Here is a 19,913-nt window from a genome sequence, read left to right as displayed (position 1 = left end):
CCGATGACCGTCGAGATCTCGCGCGGGCGGAATCCGCTGCGTGACCCCGAGGATCGGCGCCTGAACCGCATTGCGGGACCCAGCGCGCTCGTGATCTTCGGCGTCACCGGCGATCTGTCCCGCAAGAAGCTGATGCCCGCCGTCTACGACCTCGCCAACCGCGGCCTGCTGCCCCCGGGCTTCGCGCTCGTGGGCTTCGCCCGTCGCGACTGGGACGACCAGGACTTCGCCAAGGTCGTGCACGACGCGGTCAAGCAGAACGCGCGCACCGAGTTCCGCGAGGAGACCTGGAAGCAGCTCCTCCAGGGCATCCGCTTCGTCTCGGGCGAGTTCGACGACCCGGCCGCCTTCACGCGCCTGCGCGAGACGGTCGAGAAGCTCGACACCGAGCGCGGCACCATGGGCAATCACGCGTTCTACCTCTCGATCCCGCCGCGCGACTTCCCGCTGGTCGCCGAGCAGCTGAAGAACTCCGGTCTGGTCGACGACACCGCCGATCAGCCGGAGCGGTGGCGGCGCGTGGTCATCGAGAAGCCGTTCGGCAGCGACCTCGAGACGGCGCGCTCGCTCAACGATGCGCTGCGCTCGGCGTTCCCGGCGGACTCGATCTTCCGCATCGACCACTACCTCGGCAAGGAGACGGTCCAGAACATCCTGGCCCTGCGGTTCGCCAACGAGCTGTACGAGCCCATCTGGAACCGCAACTACGTCGACCACGTGCAGATCACGATGGCCGAGGACATCGGCGTCGGCGGCCGCGCGGGCTACTACGACGGCATCGGCGCGGCGCGCGACGTCATCCAGAACCACCTGCTGCAGCTCATGGCCCTGACGGCGATGGAGGAGCCGATCTCGTTCGACGCCGCGCACCTGCGCAGCGAGAAGGAGAAGGTGCTCGCGGCCGTGACGCTGCCGGGCGACCTGGCGCAGTCCACGTCGCGCGGTCAGTACGCCGGCGGGTGGCAGGGCGGCGAGAAGGTCCGCGGCTTCCTCGACGAGGACGGCATGGACCCGCAGTCCACGACCGAGACCTACGCGGCGATCACGCTCGAGGTCAACACGCGCCGCTGGGCCGGCGTCCCCTTCTACCTGCGCACCGGCAAGCGCCTCGGACGCCGCGTCACCGAGGTCGCCGTCGTCTTCAAGAGCGCGCCCGAGATGCTGTTCTCGCGCAGCGACCGCTCGGGACAGGGCCAGAACGCCCTCGTGATCCGCGTGCAGCCGGACGAGGGCGTCACGATCCGCTTCGGCTCGAAGGTGCCGGGGGCCAGCGCCCAGGTGCGCGATGTGACCATGGACTTCGGCTACGGCCACGCGTTCACCGAGGCGAGCCCCGAGGCCTACGAGCGCCTCATCCTCGACGTGCTGCTCGGCGATCCGCCGCTGTTCCCGCGCCATGAAGAGGTCGAGCTCTCGTGGAAGATCCTCGACCCGATCGAGCGCTTCTGGGAGTCCCAGGGCGGCCCGCTCGAACAGTACTCACCCGGATCGTGGGGCCCCGCATCCTCGCACGAGATGCTCGCCCGCGACGGACGCGCTTGGAGGCGCCCGTGATCGTCGACCTGCCCGACACCAACGTCAGCAAGATCTCGCGGGCTCTCGTGAGCGTGCGCGAGGAGGGCGGCGCCGTCGCGCTCGGGCGCGTGCTGACGCTCATCATCATCACGCGCCAGGGGGCGATGGAAGAGGCCATCGAGGCCGCCAACGACGCCTCGCGCGAGCACCCCATGCGGGTCATCGTGCTCATGATCAGCGAGCCCGATGCCCCGGATGCCCGTCTGGACGCGCAGATCCGCGTCGGCGGCGACGCCGGCGCCAGCGAGGTCGTGACGCTGCAGGTGCGCGGCGAGGCCGCCCGGTCGAACCTCGAGTCCCTCGTGACCGGACTGCTGCTGCCGGATGCGCCCGTCGTGGTGTGGTGGCCGAACGAGACGCCGCCCGAGCCGTCCGCGACCACGATCGGCCGCATCGCACAGCGCCGCATCACGGATGCCGCCACCAAGACCGATCCCTCGGCATGGGTGAGCCATCTCGGCGAGACGTACGCGCCCGGCGACACCGACCTGGCGTGGACGCGCCTGACGCGCTGGCGGGAGCAGCTCGCGGCGATCCTCGATCAGCCGCCGTACGAGACGGTCACGTCGGTGCGCGTGCGCGGCGCGGCGGATTCGCCCTCGACGGCGCTGCTCGCGGCGTGGCTGCGCGTCGCCCTCGACGTGCCGGTGGAGTGGGAGTACCTCGACGCCGACGACTGGCCGCACGGCATCAAGTCGGTGGCCCTGACGCGCGCGAGCGGCGAGGTGCTGCTCGAGCGGCCGAGCCCCGGTCTGGCGATCCTCACGCAGCCCGGCCAGCCCAGCCACGAGCTCGCCTTCCCGCGCCGCACGCTGCGCGAGTGCCTGGCGGAGGAGCTGCGTCGCCTGGATCCCGACCTCCTGTATGGTCGAGTCATCACCGAGGGGTGGGATCTGCTGGACCCGCCGACGACGCGGGAGGCGTAGGACGAGCAGTATGACGGAAGTGTGGGCTGAGAAGCGGGTCGTCATCGCACCCGACCCCGGAACGCTGGCCGAATCCGTCGCTTCCCGGTTCCTCACCAGGGTCCGCAAGCGCGTCGCGAACGGGCGCCAGGCCCACATCTCGCTCACCGGCGGCAGCATGGGCGGCGCGGTGCTCGCGGCGGCGGCCCGTCACCCCCGTGTCCACGAGATCGACTGGTCGCTCGTCCACTTCTGGTGGAGCGACGAGCGCTTCGTGCCGCGTGGACACGCCGATCGCAACGATGTCCTCGCCCGCGGTGCGCTGCTGAACCACATCGACATCCCCGCGGAGAACATCCACTCCGCCGCGGGCAGCGACGACGGCGTCGATCTCGACACGGCGGCCGAGCAGTACGCGCGGGAGCTGGCCGCCTTCGGGACGCCGGACCACCCGTGGCCGACGTTCGTGGTGTGCTTCCTCGGGGTCGGGCCCGACGCCCACATCGCGTCGCTGTTCCCCGACCGCCCCGAGATCCAGATCGTCGACCGCTCCGTCGTCCCGGTGCGCGAATCCCCCAAGCCTCCGCCCGAGCGGGTGACGATGACGCGACCGGTCATCAACTCCTCGCTGCGCGTGTGGATGGTGCTCGCCGGCGAGGACAAGGCCGCGGCGCTCGGACTCGCGCTGGCCGGCGCCAGCTACCTCAGCGTGCCCGCGGGCGGCGCGAAAGGCCGTCGCCGCACGGTCTTCTTCGTCGACCGGGCCGCCGCCGCCAAGGTTCCGCCCGAGCTCATCGACCAGGAGTACTGAGCCGAGAGCCGGATACAGGAAGAGCGGATGCCTCCGGGCATCCGCTCTTCCTGTTCGTGTTGCTGAGGTCTCGACCTACTCCTGACCGCGACGCTCGCGCAGCTGCTTGAGCGCGTCGTCGAGAAGCTCCTCGGCCTCTTCGTCGCTGCGACGCTCCTTCACGTACGCCAGGTGCGTCTTGTACGGCTCGGTCTTCGCCACCGCCGGCGGGTTCTCCTTGTCGCGCCCGGCGGGAAGGCCGGTGTGCGGCGAGTCGATCACCTCGGGGATCTCCTCCTCGGGGATGCCCGCGGCGAAGTACCGGACCGTCTCGTTGCCCATCGCGTCCCAGTACGAGACGGCGATGCGGTCGGCGTGGAAGCCGTGGTCCTGCTCGCCCATGGGTCCGGCACCCACGCGGGTGCCTCGGATCGCGTTGCCTCCGGTTGCCATCAGAGCCCCTGGAACTTCGTGATCAGGCCGAGCGCGACGATCGCGACGAACCACACCAGCGCGAGCACGATGGTGAAGCGGTTCAGGTTGCGCTCGGCGAGTCCCGACGAACCGAGAGACGAGGTCATGCCGCCGCCGAACATGTCGGACAGGCCGCCGCCACGCCCCTTGTGAAGGAGGATGAGGAGAGTCAGCAGGAGGCTCGTGATGCCCAGGAGCACCTGCAGGACGAACTCGAGGATCTGCACAGTCGTTGAAGCCTTTCGTCGGCGCCCGGTTCCGGGCACCGATGGTCGAGTCTACCCGACGTCGTCAGACGCCGACGTGCTTCTGGTACCGGACGATGGCCGCGAACTCGTCGACGACGAGGCTGGCACCGCCCACCAGAGCACCGTCGACGTCGGGCTCGCGCATGAAGCTGGCGATGTTCGCCGCCTTCACCGACCCGCCGTACAGCACCCGCGTGCGGGCGGCCGCCTCGTCACCGAGCTTGGACGCGATCACCTCGCGCAGCGCCGCACACACCTCCTGCGCCTGCTCGGGCGAGGCCACCTGGCCGGTGCCGATCGCCCAGACCGGCTCGTACGCGACGACGATCTCCGCATCGGCGGGCACCGAAGCCAGCGCCACCTCGAGCTGCGCGACCGACACCGCGGTCGGGCCGGACTCCTCGCGCTGCTCGAGCGTCTCGCCGACGCAGATGACGGGAGTCAGGCCGTGCTTGAGAGCCGCCTGGACCTTGGCCGCCACGATCTCGTCGGTCTCGCCGTGGTACTGGCGTCGCTCGGAGTGCCCGATGATGACGTAGCCGCAGTCGAGCTTCGACAGGAACGCACCCGAGATCTCGCCCGTGTAGGCGCCGGAGTCCTGCGTGGACAGGTCCTGGGCACCGAGCGAGAACGGGATCTTGTCGGCGTCGAGGAGCGTCTGCACCGTGCGGATGTCGGTGAAGGGCGGGAACACCGCCACCTCGACCGAGCCGTCCTCGTGCTTGGCGTCCTTGAGCGTCCAGTGCAGCTTCTGCACGAACGCCACCGCCTGCAGGTGGTCGAGGTTCATCTTCCAGTTCCCCGCGATCAGCGGGGTGCGCTCTACTGCCATCCGAGGACCTCCAGTCCGGGGAGCTTCTTTCCTTCGAGGAACTCGAGGCTCGCGCCTCCACCGGTCGAGATGTGCCCGAACTGGTCGTCCGCGAAGCCGAGCTGGCGCACGGCGGCGGCCGAGTCGCCACCGCCGACGACGCTCAGTCCGTCGACATCCGTGAGCGCCTCTGCGACCGCCTTCGTGCCGGCCGCGAAGGCATCCATCTCGAACACGCCCATGGGGCCGTTCCAGAAGACCGTCTTCGACCCGCGGATCGCGTCGGCGAACAGCTCCGCCGTCTTCGGACCGATGTCCAGGCCCAGGCCGTCGGCGCCGAACGGGGTGTCCTCGAGCTTGTCGGCATCCGCCGTGACGTGGTCGGCGTCCGCGGCGAAGGATGCCGCGACCACCGCGTCGACGGGGAGCACCAGCTCGACGCCCTTCTCGGCGGCCGTGGCCATGTACCCCTTGACGGTGTCGAGCTGGTCCTCTTCGAGGAGGCTCTTGCCGACCTCGTAGCCCTGGGCCTTGAGGAAGGTGAACATCATGCCGCCGCCGACGCACAGCTTCTCCACCCGCGGGAGCAGGTGGGCGATGACGCCGAGCTTGTCCGAGACCTTCGAACCGCCGAGGACGACCGTGTATGGACGCTCGGGGTTCTCCGTCAGGCGGTCGAGAACGTCGACCTCCTTCTCGATCAGGTAGCCGGCGGCCGACGGCAGGATCTCGGCCAGGTCGTAGACCGACGCCTGCTTGCGGTGGACGACGCCGAACCCGTCCGAGACGAGCGCGTCGCCGAGTCCGGCGAGCTGCTCGGCGAAGGCGCGGCGCTCTGCCTCGTCCTTCGCGGTCTCGCCCGGGTTGAACCGCAGGTTCTCGATCACCGCGACGTCCCCGTCCTCGAGGGCCGCAACGGCCTCCTGGGCGGACTCGCCGACGGTGTCGCGCGCGAACGCGACCGGCTTGCCGAGAAGCTCGGACAGTCGCTGCGCGACCGGCTCGAGGCTGTACTTCGGGTCGGGGGCGCCGGCGGGGCGCCCGAGGTGCGAGCACGCGATGACGCGTGCGCCCTGATTGATCAGGTGGTTCAGCGTGGGAAGGGCCGCACGCACGCGGCCATCGTCCGTGATGACGCCGTCCTTCAGGGGGACGTTGAAGTCGACACGGACGATGACGCGCCTGCCTGCGAGCGAACCCAGCGAATCGAGGGTGCGCAGAGCCATGATCGTCAGAGCTTGCTGGCGACGATCTCGGTCAGGTCGACGAGGCGGTTCGAGTAGCCCCACTCGTTGTCGTACCACGACACGACCTTGACCTGGTTGCCGATGACGCGGATGAGGCCGGCGTCGAAGATCGACGAGTGCGGGTCGGTGACGATGTCGCTGGAGACGATCGGGTCCTCGGTGTACTTGAGGATGCCGGCGAGCGGGCCTTCGGCGGCGGCCTTGTAGGCGGCCTTGATCTCGTCGACGGTCGCCTCCTTGGCCACCTCGACCGTGAGGTCGGTGGCCGAGCCGGTGGGAACCGGCACGCGCAGCGCGAAGCCGTCCAGCTTGCCCTTCAGCTCGGGCAGCACGAGGCCGATGGCCTTGGCCGCACCGGTCGAGGTGGGGACGATGTTGAGCGCGGCGGCGCGGGCGCGGCGCAGGTCGCTGTGCGGGCCGTCCTGCAGGTTCTGGTCGGCGGTGTACGCGTGGACCGTCGTCATGAGGCCCTTCACGATGCCGAACTCGTCGTTCAGGACCTTGGCCAGCGGCGCGAGGCAGTTGGTCGTGCACGACGCGTTCGAGATGATGTGGTGCTTCTCGGGGTCGTACAGCTCCTCGTTCGCGCCGATGACGAACGTGGCGTCCTCGCCCGAGGCGGGGGCCGAGATCAGGACCTTCTTCGCGCCGCCCGCGATGTGCTTGCCGGCGTCGGCGGCCTTGGTGAAGCGGCCGGTCGACTCGATGACGATGTCGACGCCGAGCTCGCCCCAGGGGAGGTTGGCGGGGTCGCGCTCCTCGAAGACCTTGATGGTCTTGTCGCCGACGGTGATCGAGTCCTCGGTGTACGAGACCTCCGCGTCGAGGCGACCGAGGATCGAGTCGTACTTCAGCAGGTGGGCAAGGGTCTTGTTGTCGGTGAGGTCGTTCACCGCCACGATGTCGAGGTCCGCGCCCTGAGCGAGCGCTGCGCGCAGGTAGTTGCGTCCGATGCGGCCGAAGCCGTTGATGCCGATCTTGACAGACACGATGTCTCCCGGTCTCCCGTTATTTTCGCCGCGCCGGCGACGCCCGATCGGCGTTCCTTGTCACGCGATCTCTGTACACAGAGAGGATGCCTGGAATCCACCCGAATCCGGGAGGATTCGAGGCATCCTCACCTGTGTCCGACACTACCGCAGAACTAGACCAGCCCGATGGCCTTCTCGCGGGCGGTGGAGAAGCGCTGGGCCACGTTCTCCCAGTTGGCGATGTTCCACACGGCCTTGACGTAGTCCGCCTTGACGTTGAGGTAGTCGAGGTAGAAGGCGTGCTCCCACATGTCGAGCTGGAAGACCGGGATGGTCCCCATCGCCGTGTTGGCCTGCTGGTCGAACAGCTGCTGGATGATGAGCTGCTCGCCGACGGGGTCCCAGCTGAGGACGGCCCAGCCCGATCCCTGGATGCCGGTGGCGGCGGCGGTGAAGTGCGCCTGGAACTTCTCGAACGAGCCGAAGAACTCGGTGATCGCGGCAGCGAGCTCGCCCTCGGGCTGCCCGCCCCCGTCCGGCGAGAGGTTCGTCCAGAAGATCGAGTGGTTCACGTGGCCGCCGAGGTTGAACGCGAGGTCCTTCTCGAGCTTGTTCACGTTCGCCAGGTTCCCCGTCTCACGGGCCTCGGCGAGCTGGTCGAGCGCGGTGTTCGCGGCCGTCACATACGCCTGGTGGTGCTTGTCGTGGTGCAGCTGCATGATCTTGCCGCTGATGTGCGGCTCGAGCGCGGCGTAGTCGTAGGGGAGGTCGGGCAGCGTGTACTTCGCCATGTTCTCTTCTTCCTGTCGGCGCCGCACCGAATGCCTCGGCGCAGCGAGGGGACGACTGTCATCCTACTGACGCCCAACGCGGCGTGGCCGGGGTTGCTTCCCGGAGTTGCGATGGGTACGGAATGGATTCGAGATGGATGCGAAGAGTCTCAGCCCTCGACGTCCTCGCCGTCCTCGCCGACCGGTACGGCCGACTCGGTGCCGGCGACGCCGTCGGCATCCGCCTTCTTGTCGGCCATCGCCAGGAGACGGCGGATGCGGCCCGCCACGGCGTCCTTCGTCAGCGGCGGGTCGGCGTGCTGGCCCAGTTCGTCCAGGCTCGCGTCGCGGTGCGCCAGACGCAGCTCGCCGGCTTCGCGCAGGTGGTCCGGAACGGTGTCTCCGAGGATCTCGAGGGCCCGCTCGACGCGCGCGCACGCGGCGACCGCGGCCTGCGCGGAGCGGCGCAGGTTCGCGTCGTCGAAGTTGACGAGGCGGTTCACGCCGGCGCGCACCTCGCGGCGCTGGCGCATCTGCTCCCAGTCCGCCGCGGCGCGCAGGGCGCCCATCGTCGCCAGTGCGGTGCGGATCGCGTCGCCCTCGCGCACGACGACGCGCGGGATGCCGCGCACCTCGCGCGCCTTCGCGGCGATGCCGGCGCGATGGGCGGCGCCGACGAGGGCCATGGCGGCCTCGCCCGACGGGCAGCTGATCTCGAGCGCAGCGGAGCGGCCCGGCTCGCTGAGGGTGCCGGCGGCGAGGAAGGCGCCGCGCCAGACGGCCGCCAGGTCCGGGCGGGCGCCGGTGGTGAGCTTGTTGGGCAGACCCCGCACGGGTCGACGGCGCTGGTCGAGGAGCCCGGTCTGCCGTGCGAGCGTCTCGCCGCCGTCGATGACGCGCACCGCGTAGTGGCCGGTCGTGCGCGCGCTGGAGGCCTGCACGTGGACCAGTTCGGGGCGGACGCCGTAGATCTCCATGAGCTCGCGCGCGACGCGGCGGGCGAGCACCTCGGAGTCGAGCTCGGCCTCGACCGCGACGCGGTTGGCGATCGAGTGCAGGCCGCCGGAGAAGCGCAGCAGGGCGGTGAGCTCGGCGACTCGAGCAGACGGGCGCGGGTCTCGCACCGCGATGAGCTCGGTCTTGACGTCGGCGGTCAGCGACAACGGGTCTCCTCAGAGTTCAGGAACGATCGTCCAGCCTACCTGCGCGCGCTCATTCTCGCCCGAGGTCGCGATGCTTCACGCGCACCGCCACGCCCGGCACGGCGGCCAGTCGCTCGGCCAGCTGGATCGTCATCGCCACGGAGCGGTGCTTCCCGCCCGTGCAGCCCACGGCCACGACCGAGTGCCGCTTGTTCTCGCGCTGGTAGCCCTCCAGCACCGGGACCAGCGCCCGCGTGTAGGCCTCGAGGAAGTCGGCGGCGCCCTCCTGGGACAGCACGAAGTCGCGCACGCGCGGGTCCTCGCCCGTCAGGGAGCGCAGGTCGTCGTTCCAGAAGGGGTTCGGGAGGAACCGCATGTCGGCCACGAGGTCCGCGTCGGGTGGGAGGCCGTACTTGAAGCCGAAGCTGACCACGGTGAGCGTGTGGCGCGCCGAACTCTCGTCGGAGAACAGCTCGACGATGCGGTTCGCGAGCTGGTGGACGTTGAACTGGGACGTGTCGACGATGAGGTCGGCGTCTTCGCGCACGACGGCGAGACGAGCGCGCTCACGATGGATGCCGTCGAGGATCGTGCCCTCGTCCTGGAGCGGGTGCGGGCGCCGCACCGCCTCGAACCGGCGCACGAGCACGTGATCGGCGGCGTCGAGGAACAGCACACGCAGGCGCGAGCGCCCCCGCAGCGCCTGCACGGCCTCGGGCAGCTCGCTGAACAGGTCGCGGCCGCGCACATCGACCACGACGGCGATGCGCGGCAGGGTGTCCCCGGCCATCTCGCTGAGGTCCAGCAGCGGCCGCAGCATCTGCGGCGGCAGGTTGTCCACGACGTACCAGTCGAGGTCCTCCAGCGCGTTCGCGGCGGTCGACCGCCCCGCACCGGACATCCCCGTCACGATCAGGATCTCTCCCGGATCCTGCCGCTGCGCGCCCGCCATGACCACCCCTGTCGTCCGCCCCAGCCTAGCCGCTCGCCAGGTGCGCGTGGACGGCGGCTGCGAGCTTGGGTCCGACGCCGGGGAGCTCCTCGATCTCGGCCGGACTGGCTTTCTTCAGGGCGGTCACCGAGCCGAAGTGGCGCAGCAGCGCTTTGATGCGCGCCTCCCCCAGTCCGGGCACCTCGGCGAGCACGGTCTGGATGTCGCGCTTGCGGCGTTTGCGCTGGTGGGTGATGGCGAATCGGTGGGCCTCGTCGCGCAGACGCTGGAGCAGGTACAGCGCCTCGGAGGTGCGCGGCAGGATGACCGGGTAGTCCTCCCCCGGCAGCCACACCTCCTCGAGCCGCTTGGCGATCCCGCACAGCGCGACCTCCTCGTGGCCGCTGTCGCGCAGCGCGCGGGCTGCGGCTTCGACCTGGGGGCGCCCGCCGTCGACCACCAGCAGCTGCGGCCGGTACGCGAACCGCGGACGACGGCGCTCGGTGACCACGTCCGCCTCGGCATCCAGCACGGCCTCGTCGCCCGTGCCGCGTTCGTCGGCATCCGGCTGGTCGAGGTAGGCGAGACGCCGCATGAGCACCTGGTGCAGCGAGTCGGTGTCGTCGGTCGTCTCGGCGACGCCGAAGGAGCGGTACTGATCCTTGCGGGCCAGGCCGTCCTCGAACACGACCATCGACGCGACGACGTTCGTGCCGCCCAGGTGCGACACGTCGTAGCACTCGATGCGCAGCGGCGCCTCGGCCAGGCCCAGGGCCTCCTGCAGATCGGTGAGCGCCTGCGTCCGCGCGACGTAGTCGCTCGTGCGCCGCGTCTTGTGCAGCATGAGGGCCTGCTGCGCGTTGAGCGTGGCCGTCTTCATCAGCTCGGCCTTGGGGCCGCGCTGAGCCACCTGGACGGTGACTCGCCGGCCGCGACGGTCGGCGAGCCACTGCTCGAGCTCGTCGGCGTCGTCGGGTCGCTCGGGGACGAGCACCTGCCGCGGGATGTCGGCGGGCGCGGCATCCCCGTAGGTGCGCTCGAGCACCTGCGCGACGAGTTCGGCGCCCGAGATGTCGAGCTCCTTCTCGATGGTGGTCGCCCGGACTCCCCGCACGCGTCCGCCGCGCACGACGAAGTGCTGCACGGCGGCGGCGAGCTCGTCCTCGGCGATGCCGAACAGGTCGGCGTCGGTGTCGGACGCGAGCACGAGTGCGCTCTTGTTCAGCACGGCGTCGATCGCCTCGAGCTTGTCGCGGTAGCCGGCCGCGGCCTCGTAGTCCATGGCGGCGGATGCCTCGCGCATGCGCGCGGTGAGCTGCTTGGTGAAGCGCTGATCGCCACCGGACATGAAGGCCACGAAGTCCTCGACGATCGCGCGGTGCTCCTCGATCGACACCGTCATCGAGCATGGCCCCCCGCAGCGCCCGATCTGGCCGGGGAAGCAGGGCCGGCCGCTGGCCATCGCCTTCTTGTAGGACGAGTCGCTGCAGGTGCGGATGGGGAACACCTTGATCATCAGGTCGATGGTGTCGTGCACGGCCCACACCTTCGGGTACGGCCCGAAGTACTTCGCACCGCGGATGCGGTGGTTGCGCGTCACCATCACGCGGGGGGCCTCGTCGGCGAGGGTGATCGCCATGAACGGGTACGACTTGTCGTCGCGGTAGCGGACGTTGAACGGCGGATCGAACTCCTTGATCCACTGGTACTCCAGCTGCAGGGAGTCCACGTCGGTCGCGACGACCGTCCACTCGACGCCGGTGGCGGTGAGCACCATGCGCCGTGTGCGCTCGTGGAGGGTGCGCAGCGGCGCGAAGTAGTTCGACAGCCGCGCGCGCAGGTTCTTCGCCTTGCCGACGTAGAGCACGCGGCCGTGCGCGTCGTGGAAGCGGTAGACCCCCGGGTCGGTGGGGATCTCGCCCGGTCTCGGCTTGTACGGAAGCTCGTCCGCCATCGCCGATCAGCCGGCCTTGCGGCGCGGGGCGTGGGAGCCGAAGATCTCGGCGAGGAACGCGCCGGTGTGGCTGTCCTGCACGCGCGCGACCTGCTCGGGGGTGCCGGTGGCGACGATCGTGCCGCCCCCGGCGCCGCCCTCGGGGCCGAGGTCGATGATCCAGTCCGCCGACTTGACCACATCGAGGTTGTGCTCGATGACGATCACGGTGTTCCCCTTGTCGACGAGCCCGCCCAGCACCTGCAGCAGCCTTTGGACGTCTTCGAAGTGCAGACCGGTGGTCGGCTCGTCGAGGACGTAGATGCTGCGTCCGTTGGACCGCTTCTGCAGCTCGGTGGCGAGCTTGACGCGCTGCGCCTCGCCGCCCGAGAGCGTGGTGGCCGACTGCCCGAGCCGCACGTACCCCAGGCCGACGTCGACGAGCGTCTTCAGGTAGCGGTGGATAGCCTGGATGGGCTCGAAGAACTCGGCCGCCTCGGCGATGGGCATCTCGAGCACCTCGGCGATGTTCTTGCCCTTGTAGTGCACCGACAGGGTGTCGCGGTTGTACCGCTTGCCGTGACAGACCTCGCAGTCCACGTACACGTCGGGCAGGAAGTTCATCTCGATCTTGATCGTGCCGTCGCCCGAGCACGCCTCGCAGCGCCCGCCCTTGACGTTGAAGCTGAAGCGGCCCGGCTGGTAGCCGCGCGCCTTCGCCTCGGGGGTTTCGCTGAAGAGCGTCCGGATCCGGTCGAACACCCCGGTGTAGGTCGCGGGGTTCGAGCGCGGGGTGCGGCCGATCGGCGCCTGGTCGACGTGGACGACCTTGTCGAGGTTGTCGAGTCCGGTCACGCGCGTGTGCTTGCCCGGCACCGTGCGGGCGCCGTTGAGGCGCGAGGCGAGGACTTCGTAGAGGATGTCGTTGACCAGCGTCGACTTGCCCGAGCCGCTCACGCCCGTGACGGCGGTGAAGACGCCGAGCGGGAAGTCGACCGTGACGTTCTTGAGGTTGTTCTCGCGCGCGCCGACGACCGAGATGGAGCGCGAGCGGTCGATCTTGCGGCGGGCGTCCGGGATCGCGATCTCGCGACGGCCCGACAGGAAGTCGCCGGTGACCGACGTGCGGTCGGCGAGCAGCTGGTCGAGCGGGCCGGAGTGGACCACCTCTCCCCCGTCGACGCCGGCGCGGGGGCCGATGTCGACGATCCAGTCGGCGGCGTGGATGGTCTCTTCGTCGTGCTCGACGACGATGAGGGTGTTGCCGAGGTCGCGCAGGGTCAGCAGCGTCTCGATGAGCCGGCGGTTGTCGCGCTGGTGCAGGCCGATCGACGGCTCGTCCAGCACGTACAGGACGCCGGTCAGCCCCGAGCCGATCTGCGTGGCGAGACGGATGCGCTGCGCCTCGCCACCCGACAGGGATCCCGCGGAGCGGCTGAGGTTGAGGTACGTGAGCCCGACCTGGATGAGGAAGTCGAGGCGCACGCGGATCTCGCGCAGCACCTGCGCCGCGATCTTGGCCTCGCGCTCGGTCAGTTCGAGCTGCGCGAAGTACTGCTGGGCGTCGGCGAGGCTCAGGCGTGACGCGTCGGCGATCGAGTGTCCGTGCACCTTCACCGCGAGCACCTCGGGCTTGAGGCGCGCACCGTCGCACACCGGGCACGGGACCTCGCGCAGGTACTCGGCCCAGCGCTGCCGCTGCGTGTCGGACTCGGCCTGCATGTACTGCCGCTCGATGTAGGGCACGACGCCCTCGAACCCGGAGGAGTACCGCATCTCGCGGCCGTACCGGTTCTTCCACTTGACGGTGACCTTGTAGTTGTCGCCGCGCAGCACCGCCTCGCGGACGTCGGAGTGCAGCTGGTTCCACGGCGTCTCGAGCGAGAAGTCCAGGTCGGCGGCGAGACCCTCGAGGAGGCGCTCGTAGTACTGGAAGAGCCCCTTGCCCTGGGTCGTCCACGGCAGCAGCACGCCCTCGCGGATCGACAGCTCGTCGTCGCCGAGCATGAGGTCGACGTCGACCGACATCCGCGTGCCCAGGCCCGAGCAGGCCGGGCACGCGCCGAAGGGCGCGTTGAACGAGAAGGTACGCGGCTCGATCTCGGTGAGCTGCAGCGGGTGGCCGTTGGGGCAGGCGAGCTTCTCGGAGAACGACTGCCACGCGGCGTCGCCCTCCTCGTCGACGAAGTTCACCTGCATCACCCCGCCGGCGAGCCCCAGGGCGGTCTCGACGGAGTCGGTGACGCGCCCCAGGATGCCGGACGCGGCGACGAGCCGGTCGACGACGACGGCGATGTCGTGCTTGTAGCTCTTCTTGAGGGCCGGCGGCTCGGCGAGCTGGATGAGCTCTCCGTCGACGACCGCGCGCGCATAGCCCTTCGCGCTCAGCTCCTTGAAGAGGTCGACGAATTCGCCCTTCTTCTGCGTGACGACCGGCGCGACGATCTGATAGCGGGTCCGCTCGGGCAGCTCCATGAGCTGGTCGGCGATCTGCTGCACCGTCTGGCGCTGGATCACGGCATCGCACTCGGGGCAGTGCGGAACGCCGATGCGCGCCCACAGCAGACGCATGTAGTCGTGGATCTCGGTGATCGTGCCGACCGTCGACCGCGGGTTGCGGTTCGTCGACTTCTGATCGATCGACACCGCCGGGCTCAGACCCTCGATGAAGTCGACGTCGGGCCGGTCGACCTGCCCGAGGAACTGGCGCGCGTACGCGCTGAGGGACTCGACGTACCGGCGCTGCCCCTCGGCGAAGATCGTGTCGAACGCGAGGCTCGACTTGCCCGACCCCGACAGCCCCGTGAAGACGACGAGCGAATCGCGCGGGATCTCGAGGTCGACGTTCTTCAGGTTGTGGACGCGCGCGCCCTGAACGCTCAGCTTTCCGCTGGTGTGGGCATGCGACGAGACGGGGACGATGGGCACCCGACAAGTCTAGGCGCGGCCTCCGACACGGGCTCGGGGAGGTCAGAACGGCGCGTCCGACGCGTCGGCGGATCGGAAGACGGGAACCCGTCGCTCGGGTTCGACCCGATACCGCCGCCCCGACGGCGACGTCCACTGGAGGGCTCCCCCTCCGCCGACCTGCTCGACATGCCACCCGCCGTGGTGCTTGACCGTGTGGTGACCCTTGCAGATCGGCGCGAGGTTCTCGAGCGACGTCTGACCCCCGTGCTCCCAGGCCAGCGTGTGGTCGACCTCGCACCGTGCCGCCGGCATGCCGCAGCCGGGCGCCATGCAGCGGTCGGCCCGCCATCTCGTGAGCTTCCGAAGCGTCGACGGTGGGTCGTAGCGGTCACGGCCGACCGAGAGCACCGCCCCGGTCTCGGGGTGCGTCAGCACGCGCATCCACGCACCATCGCCGCCGCACAGCTCCCGTGCGCGCTCGACCGGAATCGGGCCGACTCCTTCGACGACGGGCATGCCGGATCGTCCGCGCCCGTCCCCGGAGCGCGCTCCCCCTCCGAAACCGGGTCCCGCGCCCCATCCCGCACCCGGTCTCGGTCCCGGTCCCTGTCCATGTCCCGCTCCGTCGCCGAAGCCGGCGTCCCCTCCCTCTCCCGCTCCGAGAAGGGTGAGTGCCGGCACCGTGATGACGACACTGGCGCGGATGCCGCGAGCACCTTCGGGGAGCGCACCGGTGTCTCCGGCGACGAGCAGGTCGCCCAGGGCATCGGCCCGAATCTGATCGAGAGAGCGGCTCTCGCCGTCGATGCGCCTGATGGCCTTGGCCATGCGCGTGAGCCGGTCGTGGGCGGCGTGCGCCTCGACGGCCGGTATCAGCGCCATCAGCCACGCCATGCCGTCGTCGGCGGGTTCGACCACCACTCGTCGGCGCTGAAGCGCGGCATCGTGGCGCTCGGCCAGCGTCGTGGCTCTCACGTCGTCGATGAGCGCTCGCAGCGCCCGCCGGAACACGCCCACGGGCTCGACCTTCGCGATCTCGAGCGCTCGCGGAGCGATCGTGGCGCGATGCTCGGGCTCGACGGCATCGAGCGCGTCGACGAAGACCTCGGCATGGCGCTCGGTGATCTCGGCGCGCCCGAGGGCGGTCAGCACCGGCCGATATCGGTGGACGAGCGCCTCGGCGTGCGCGATGAGCTGGCCGGCCGCGTACTCGGTGATCCGCAGCGCCGCCGCGAGCTCCAATCGCACCGAGCGGAGGACGATCTCGGAACTGAAGCGCCCGCCGCGCTGCGCAGCGAGCGAGAAGGCCTCCTGGCGCACGCGGTCGATCCCCATCAGCCGGTCGACGGCGAAGCTCGCCATCACCGTGGCGGCTTCGACGACCCTGCCGACCGCGTCGGGAGGCTCGGGCGACCAGTCCGGGTAGTCGGCATCCTCGGACCACTCGGGGTGGCCGTCGTCGTCCAATGAACCGCCCTCACACGGCCAGCCGGGGCCGGCGCCGGCGCCCTCGATGCGCGACGGCTCGCCCTCTGCTCCCTCGTCGCCGGGAGGCACGCGCCGCCGGCCGTCATCGATGTCCATACCCTGACGCTAGAACATACCTCCGACACTCCACCTGCGGGAGTCGGTGCGGTCGGCCCGCCGAGCAGAGGACCGCGAGGTACTCACCGCCGGCGCCGACGCGCGCCGGTCCCCCGTGAACCGGCCTCCGGCCCAAGACCATCCATGGTCGCTCGTCGGGAACCGACAGCTCCCGTGAGCGCCGACGCGGGCGGAACCCCTGAAGGGGAGAATCCACCTGCGGGACACGTCGTGTCAGGCGTGCCCGGCCTTCTCCATCGCACGCAGCTCGCGCTTGAGATCCTGCACCTCGTCGCGCAGGCGAGCGGCGAGCTCGAACTTGAGCTCCTCGGCCGCGGCGAGCATCTGCTGCGACAGATCGGCGATCGTGGACTCCAGCTGGGTCGCACCCTCGGCCGCGATGCCCTCGCGCTTGAGCTGGGGCGTCGGCGATTTGCCCTTGCCGCTCTTGGTCTTCGCGGCGCTCTTCTTCGACATCATCGCGTCGGTATCGGAGGCCTCTCGCGCCAGCACCTCGGTGATGTCGGCGATGCGCTTGCGCAAAGGCTGCGGGTCGATGCCGTTCTCGGTGTTGTACGCGATCTGCTTCTCGCGGCGCCGCTCGGTCTCGTCGATGGCGTTTCGCATCGAGTCGGTGATCGTGTCGGCGTACATGTGCACCTGACCCGACACGTTGCGCGCCGCGCGTCCGATCGTCTGGATGAGCGACGTGCCCGACCGCAGGAAGCCCTCCTTGTCGGCGTCGAGAATGGACACGAGCGAGACCTCGGGAAGATCCAGCCCCTCGCGCAGCAGGTTGATGCCGACGAGGACGTCGTAGACGCCCGCGCGCAGCTCGGTGAGCAGCTCGACGCGTCGCAGCGTGTCGACGTCCGAGTGCAGATACCGCACGCGCACGCCGTGCTCGCCGAGGAAGTCGGTGAGCTCCTCGGCCATCTTCTTCGTCAGCGTCGTCACGAGCACCCGCTCGTCGCGCTCGACGCGCACGCGGATCTCTTCGAGCAGGTCGTCGATCTGGCCCTTCGAGGGCTTCACCACGATCTCGGGGTCGACGAGCCCCGTCGGACGGATGATCTGCTCGACAACGCCGTCGGCGACGCTCATCTCGTACCGCCCCGGCGTCGCCGACAGGTACACCGTCTGCCCGACGCGGTCCTTGAACTCGTCCCACCGCAGCGGGCGGTTGTCGAGCGCGCTCGGCAGGCGGAAGCCGTGGTCGACCAGCGTGCGCTTGCGCGACGCGTCGCCTTCGTACATCGCGCCGATCTGCGGCACCGTGACGTGCGACTCGTCGATGACCATCAGGAAGTCGTCGGGGAAGAAGTCCAGCAGCGTGTGAGGAGGCTCGCCGGGCGAACGTCCGTCGAGGTGGCGCGAGTAGTTCTCGATGCCGGAGCAGAACCCCAGCTGCTGCAGCATCTCGAGGTCGAACGTCGTGCGCATGCGCAGCCGCTGCGCCTCGAGCAGCTTGTTCTGCGACTCGAGTTCGCGCAGCCGCTCCCCCAGCTCGTCCTCGATGGTGCCGATCGCGCGCTGCACCGTCTCGGTGCCGGCGACGTAGTGCGACGCCGGGAAGATCGGCACGGAGTCGAGCCGCTGCACGACATCGCCCGTCAGCGGATGCAGCATGTACAGCGCCTCGATCTCGTCGCCGAACAGCTCGATGCGAATCGCATACTCCTCGTACACCGGGATGATCTCGATCGTGTCGCCGCGAACGCGGAAGTTGCCGCGCGAGAAGTCGACGTCGTTGCGGTTGTACTGCATCGCGATGAACTTGCGGATCAGCGCATCTCGGTCGTAGATCTCGCCCACCTGCAGCGCGACCATGGCGCGCAGGTACTCCTCGGGGGCGCCCAGTCCGTAGATGCAGGACACCGTCGAGACGACCACGACGTCGCGCCGCGACAGCAGCGAGTTCGTGGTGGAGTGGCGCAGCCGCTCGACCTCGGCGTTGATCGAGGAGTCCTTCTCGATGAAGGTGTCCGTCTGCGGGACGTAGGCCTCGGGCTGGTAGTAGTCGTAGTACGAGACGAAGTACTCGACGGCGTTGTGGGGCATGAGCTCGCGGAACTCGTTCGCCAGCTGGGCGGCCAGGGTCTTGTTGTGGGCGAGGACGAGCGTCGGGCGCTGGACCGCCTCGATGAGCCAGGCCGTGGTGGCCGACTTGCCCGTGCCCGTCGCGCCGAGCAGCACGACATCGGTCTCGCCGGCGTTGATGCGCCCGGCGAGCTCGGCGATCGCCTGCGGCTGGTCGCCGCTGGGCTGGTACTCGCTGACGACCTCGAACGGCCGGACGGAGCGTGTGGTCTGCACCCCTCCAGCGTAGGCGGGGCGTCCGACACCGGCGCCGTTACGCTTGACGGGTGGTGGAGTTCTTCGTCGGCACGGGCCTTGCGACAGCGGCCGGGCTCAACGCCTGGATGCCCCTGCTCGTGCTGGGGCTGGCCGACCGCTTCCTCCCCGCCGTCGAGCTTCCCGCGGGCTGGGCCTGGCTCTCGAGCGACGTCGCCCTGTGGATCATGGGGGCGCTCCTGGTGGTCGAGGTCATCGCCGACAAGATCCCCGCCGTCGACTCGGTCAACGACGCGATCCAGACGTTCGTGCGGCCCGCCGCCGGCGGCGTCGTGTTCGGCGCCGGTTCGAGCGCCCAGACGGTGAACGTCGAGGACCCGACGGCGTTCTTCACCGACACCGCGTGGGTGCCGATCCTGATCGGCGTCGTCATCGCGCTCGCCGTGCACGGCGTCAAGGCCGCCGTCCGCCCCGCAGCCAATGTCGCGACCGCCGGAGTGGCCGCGCCGGTCCTCAGCACCGTCGAGGACGTGTCCTCGTTCGTGCTCGCCGTGCTCGCGATCGTGCTGCCGGTGCTCGCCGTCCTGCTCATCATCGCGGCCGCCGTCACCGTCGCCGTCGTGCTGCGCCGCCGCCGCCGGGCGCGCGAACAGGCATCCGCGTCGGCCTGACTCAGGAACGGGCCGTGCCGGCCTCCGCCACCAGCTGCGGCAGCCGCTCCCACAGGTCGTCGACCTGCCGTCGCGTGTCCTCGAGCGTCGTCGACGTGTCGATGACGACATCCGCCACCGCCAGCCGGGCGTCGTCCGACACCTGCGATGCCAGACGCGCGTCCGCCTCGTCGGCCGAGAGCCCGCGCAGCTCCACCAGACGCCGGGCGCGGTCCTCGGCAGGGGCGTGGGCGACCACGACGAGGTCCCACGGATCGTCGACCCGCGCCTCGACGAGCAGCGGCACGTCGTACACGACGACGGCGGCGGCATCGGCGGCGAAGGCCTCGGCGAAGCGCCGCGCGGACTCCGCGCGCACCGCCGGGTGGACGATGGCGTTCAGCCGAGCGACGGCGTCGGCGTCGCCGAACACCGCCGACCCGAGAGCGGCGCGGTCCAGCGACCCGTCGTCGCGCAGCATCCGCTCGCCGAACGCGTCCGCGATCGCCTGCAGGACCGGAGAACCCGGCTGCTGCACATCCCGCACGATCCCGTCGGCGTCCACGACGACGGCGCCGTGCTCGGCCAGGCGCCGCGCGATCGTGGACTTGCCGGACGCGATGCCTCCGGTGAGCGCGATGAGGGGCATGCCCCCAGTCTCGCATCGACGCGACCAG

17 protein-coding genes are annotated in these 19,913 nt (G+C 70.0%); 4 read left to right on the top strand and 13 right to left on the bottom strand.

Annotated features, from left to right (window positions below; all coding sequences use genetic code 11):
- Positions 1-3: 3 nt before the first annotated feature.
- From zwf to pgl, 3 genes are read left to right on the top strand one after another with little or no spacing between them, the layout of a single operon-like run.
- Positions 4-1,554 (top strand): glucose-6-phosphate dehydrogenase, encoded by a 1,551-nt coding sequence (gene zwf / locus HD594_RS10320; protein WP_184750884.1) that lies wholly within the window; start codon positions 4-6, stop codon positions 1,552-1,554.
- The gene (locus HD594_RS10315; protein WP_184750883.1) at positions 1,551-2,501 is read left to right on the top strand and encodes a glucose-6-phosphate dehydrogenase assembly protein OpcA; all 951 of its coding nucleotides are present in this window, start codon (positions 1,551-1,553) and stop codon (positions 2,499-2,501) included. The genes zwf and HD594_RS10315 overlap by 4 nt, the downstream gene beginning before the upstream one ends.
- A gap of 10 nt (positions 2,502-2,511) precedes the next feature.
- Entirely contained in the window at positions 2,512-3,291 is a 780-nt protein-coding gene (gene pgl / locus HD594_RS10310; RefSeq protein ID WP_184750882.1) for a 6-phosphogluconolactonase, read from the top strand.
- Positions 3,292-3,366: 75 nt separating this feature from the next.
- Here the strand turns inward: pgl and HD594_RS10305 are convergent, their stop codons facing one another.
- The 12 genes from HD594_RS10305 to uvrB form a co-directional block, all read right to left on the bottom strand.
- Entirely contained in the window at positions 3,367-3,723 is a 357-nt protein-coding gene (locus HD594_RS10305) for an RNA polymerase-binding protein RbpA (protein ID WP_184750881.1), read from the bottom strand.
- On the bottom strand, positions 3,723-3,971 hold the full coding sequence (gene secG / locus HD594_RS10300; RefSeq protein ID WP_184750880.1) for a preprotein translocase subunit SecG: 249 nt from the start codon (positions 3,969-3,971) through the stop codon (positions 3,723-3,725). The genes HD594_RS10305 and secG overlap by 1 nt, the downstream gene beginning before the upstream one ends.
- A 64-nt stretch (positions 3,972-4,035) precedes the next feature.
- Positions 4,036-4,824 (bottom strand): triose-phosphate isomerase, encoded by a 789-nt coding sequence (tpiA, locus tag HD594_RS10295; protein WP_184750879.1) that lies wholly within the window; start codon positions 4,822-4,824, stop codon positions 4,036-4,038.
- Complete coding sequence (locus tag HD594_RS10290) at positions 4,815-6,029, bottom strand: phosphoglycerate kinase (RefSeq protein WP_184750878.1); 1,215 nt, start codon at positions 6,027-6,029, stop codon at positions 4,815-4,817. The genes tpiA and HD594_RS10290 overlap by 10 nt, the downstream gene beginning before the upstream one ends.
- A gap of 5 nt (positions 6,030-6,034) precedes the next feature.
- Positions 6,035-7,039 carry a type I glyceraldehyde-3-phosphate dehydrogenase gene (gene gap, locus HD594_RS10285; protein ID WP_184750877.1) on the bottom strand — a complete coding sequence of 335 codons (1,005 nt, stop codon included), beginning with the start codon at positions 7,037-7,039 and terminating at the stop codon, positions 6,035-6,037.
- A gap of 155 nt (positions 7,040-7,194) precedes the next feature.
- On the bottom strand, positions 7,195-7,812 hold the full coding sequence (locus HD594_RS10280; protein ID WP_184750876.1) for a superoxide dismutase: 618 nt from the start codon (positions 7,810-7,812) through the stop codon (positions 7,195-7,197).
- Positions 7,813-7,961: 149 nt separating this feature from the next.
- Entirely contained in the window at positions 7,962-8,954 is a 993-nt protein-coding gene (whiA, locus tag HD594_RS10275; RefSeq protein ID WP_184750875.1) for a DNA-binding protein WhiA, read from the bottom strand.
- Between the two features lie 49 nt (positions 8,955-9,003).
- Complete coding sequence (gene rapZ, locus HD594_RS10270) at positions 9,004-9,885, bottom strand: RNase adapter RapZ (protein ID WP_184750874.1); 882 nt, start codon at positions 9,883-9,885, stop codon at positions 9,004-9,006.
- Positions 9,886-9,910: 25 nt separating this feature from the next.
- Complete coding sequence (gene uvrC, locus HD594_RS10265; protein ID WP_184750873.1) at positions 9,911-11,818, bottom strand: excinuclease ABC subunit UvrC; 1,908 nt, start codon at positions 11,816-11,818, stop codon at positions 9,911-9,913.
- A gap of 6 nt (positions 11,819-11,824) precedes the next feature.
- Positions 11,825-14,725, bottom strand: a complete 2,901-nt coding sequence (gene uvrA / locus HD594_RS10260; protein WP_184750872.1) for an excinuclease ABC subunit UvrA — start codon at positions 14,723-14,725, stop codon at positions 11,825-11,827.
- Positions 14,726-14,767: 42 nt separating this feature from the next.
- Positions 14,768-16,291, bottom strand: a complete 1,524-nt coding sequence (locus tag HD594_RS10255; RefSeq protein WP_246413976.1) for an HNH endonuclease signature motif containing protein — start codon at positions 16,289-16,291, stop codon at positions 14,768-14,770.
- Positions 16,292-16,525: 234 nt separating this feature from the next.
- Positions 16,526-18,607: an excinuclease ABC subunit UvrB gene (uvrB, locus tag HD594_RS10250; RefSeq protein WP_184750871.1), complete on the bottom strand. Its 2,082-nt coding sequence runs from the start codon at positions 18,605-18,607 to the stop codon at positions 16,526-16,528.
- Between the two features lie 50 nt (positions 18,608-18,657).
- Here uvrB and HD594_RS10245 point away from each other — a divergent pair, with 50 nt between their 5' ends.
- Positions 18,658-19,257, top strand: coding sequence for a DUF4126 domain-containing protein (locus HD594_RS10245; protein WP_271171224.1), 600 nt, complete (start codon positions 18,658-18,660; stop codon positions 19,255-19,257).
- A gap of 1 nt (position 19,258) precedes the next feature.
- Here the strand turns inward: HD594_RS10245 and coaE are convergent, their stop codons facing one another.
- The gene (gene coaE / locus HD594_RS10240) at positions 19,259-19,885 is read right to left on the bottom strand and encodes a dephospho-CoA kinase (RefSeq protein WP_184750870.1); all 627 of its coding nucleotides are present in this window, start codon (positions 19,883-19,885) and stop codon (positions 19,259-19,261) included.
- Positions 19,886-19,913: the final 28 nt, after the last annotated feature.

Source organism: Microbacterium thalassium (assembly GCF_014208045.1).
Lineage (GTDB): Bacteria > Actinomycetota > Actinomycetes > Actinomycetales > Microbacteriaceae > Microbacterium > Microbacterium thalassium.
Note: the sequence above shows the minus strand (reverse complement) of the source record. Positions and strands in the feature narration are given on the sequence as shown.

What these genes read in the sequence shown, in the direction of transcription:
- pgl (WP_184750882.1), top strand. Translation starts at nt 2,512, where the DNA reads ATGACGGAAGTGTGGGCTGAGAAGCGGGTCGTCATCGCACCCGACCCC.
- rapZ (WP_184750874.1), bottom strand. Translation starts at nt 9,885, where the DNA reads ATGGCGGGCGCGCAGCGGCAGGATCCGGGAGAGATCCTGATCGTGACG.
- tpiA (WP_184750879.1), bottom strand. Translation starts at nt 4,824, where the DNA reads ATGGCAGTAGAGCGCACCCCGCTGATCGCGGGGAACTGGAAGATGAAC.
- HD594_RS10255 (WP_246413976.1), bottom strand. Translation starts at nt 16,291, where the DNA reads ATGGACATCGATGACGGCCGGCGGCGCGTGCCTCCCGGCGACGAGGGA.
- coaE (WP_184750870.1), bottom strand. Translation starts at nt 19,885, where the DNA reads ATGCCCCTCATCGCGCTCACCGGAGGCATCGCGTCCGGCAAGTCCACG.
- HD594_RS10280 (WP_184750876.1), bottom strand. Translation starts at nt 7,812, where the DNA reads ATGGCGAAGTACACGCTGCCCGACCTCCCCTACGACTACGCCGCGCTC.
- HD594_RS10305 (WP_184750881.1), bottom strand. Translation starts at nt 3,723, where the DNA reads ATGGCAACCGGAGGCAACGCGATCCGAGGCACCCGCGTGGGTGCCGGA.
- HD594_RS10290 (WP_184750878.1), bottom strand. Translation starts at nt 6,029, where the DNA reads ATGGCTCTGCGCACCCTCGATTCGCTGGGTTCGCTCGCAGGCAGGCGC.
- zwf (WP_184750884.1), top strand. Translation starts at nt 4, where the DNA reads ATGACCGTCGAGATCTCGCGCGGGCGGAATCCGCTGCGTGACCCCGAG.
- uvrC (WP_184750873.1), bottom strand. Translation starts at nt 11,818, where the DNA reads ATGGCGGACGAGCTTCCGTACAAGCCGAGACCGGGCGAGATCCCCACC.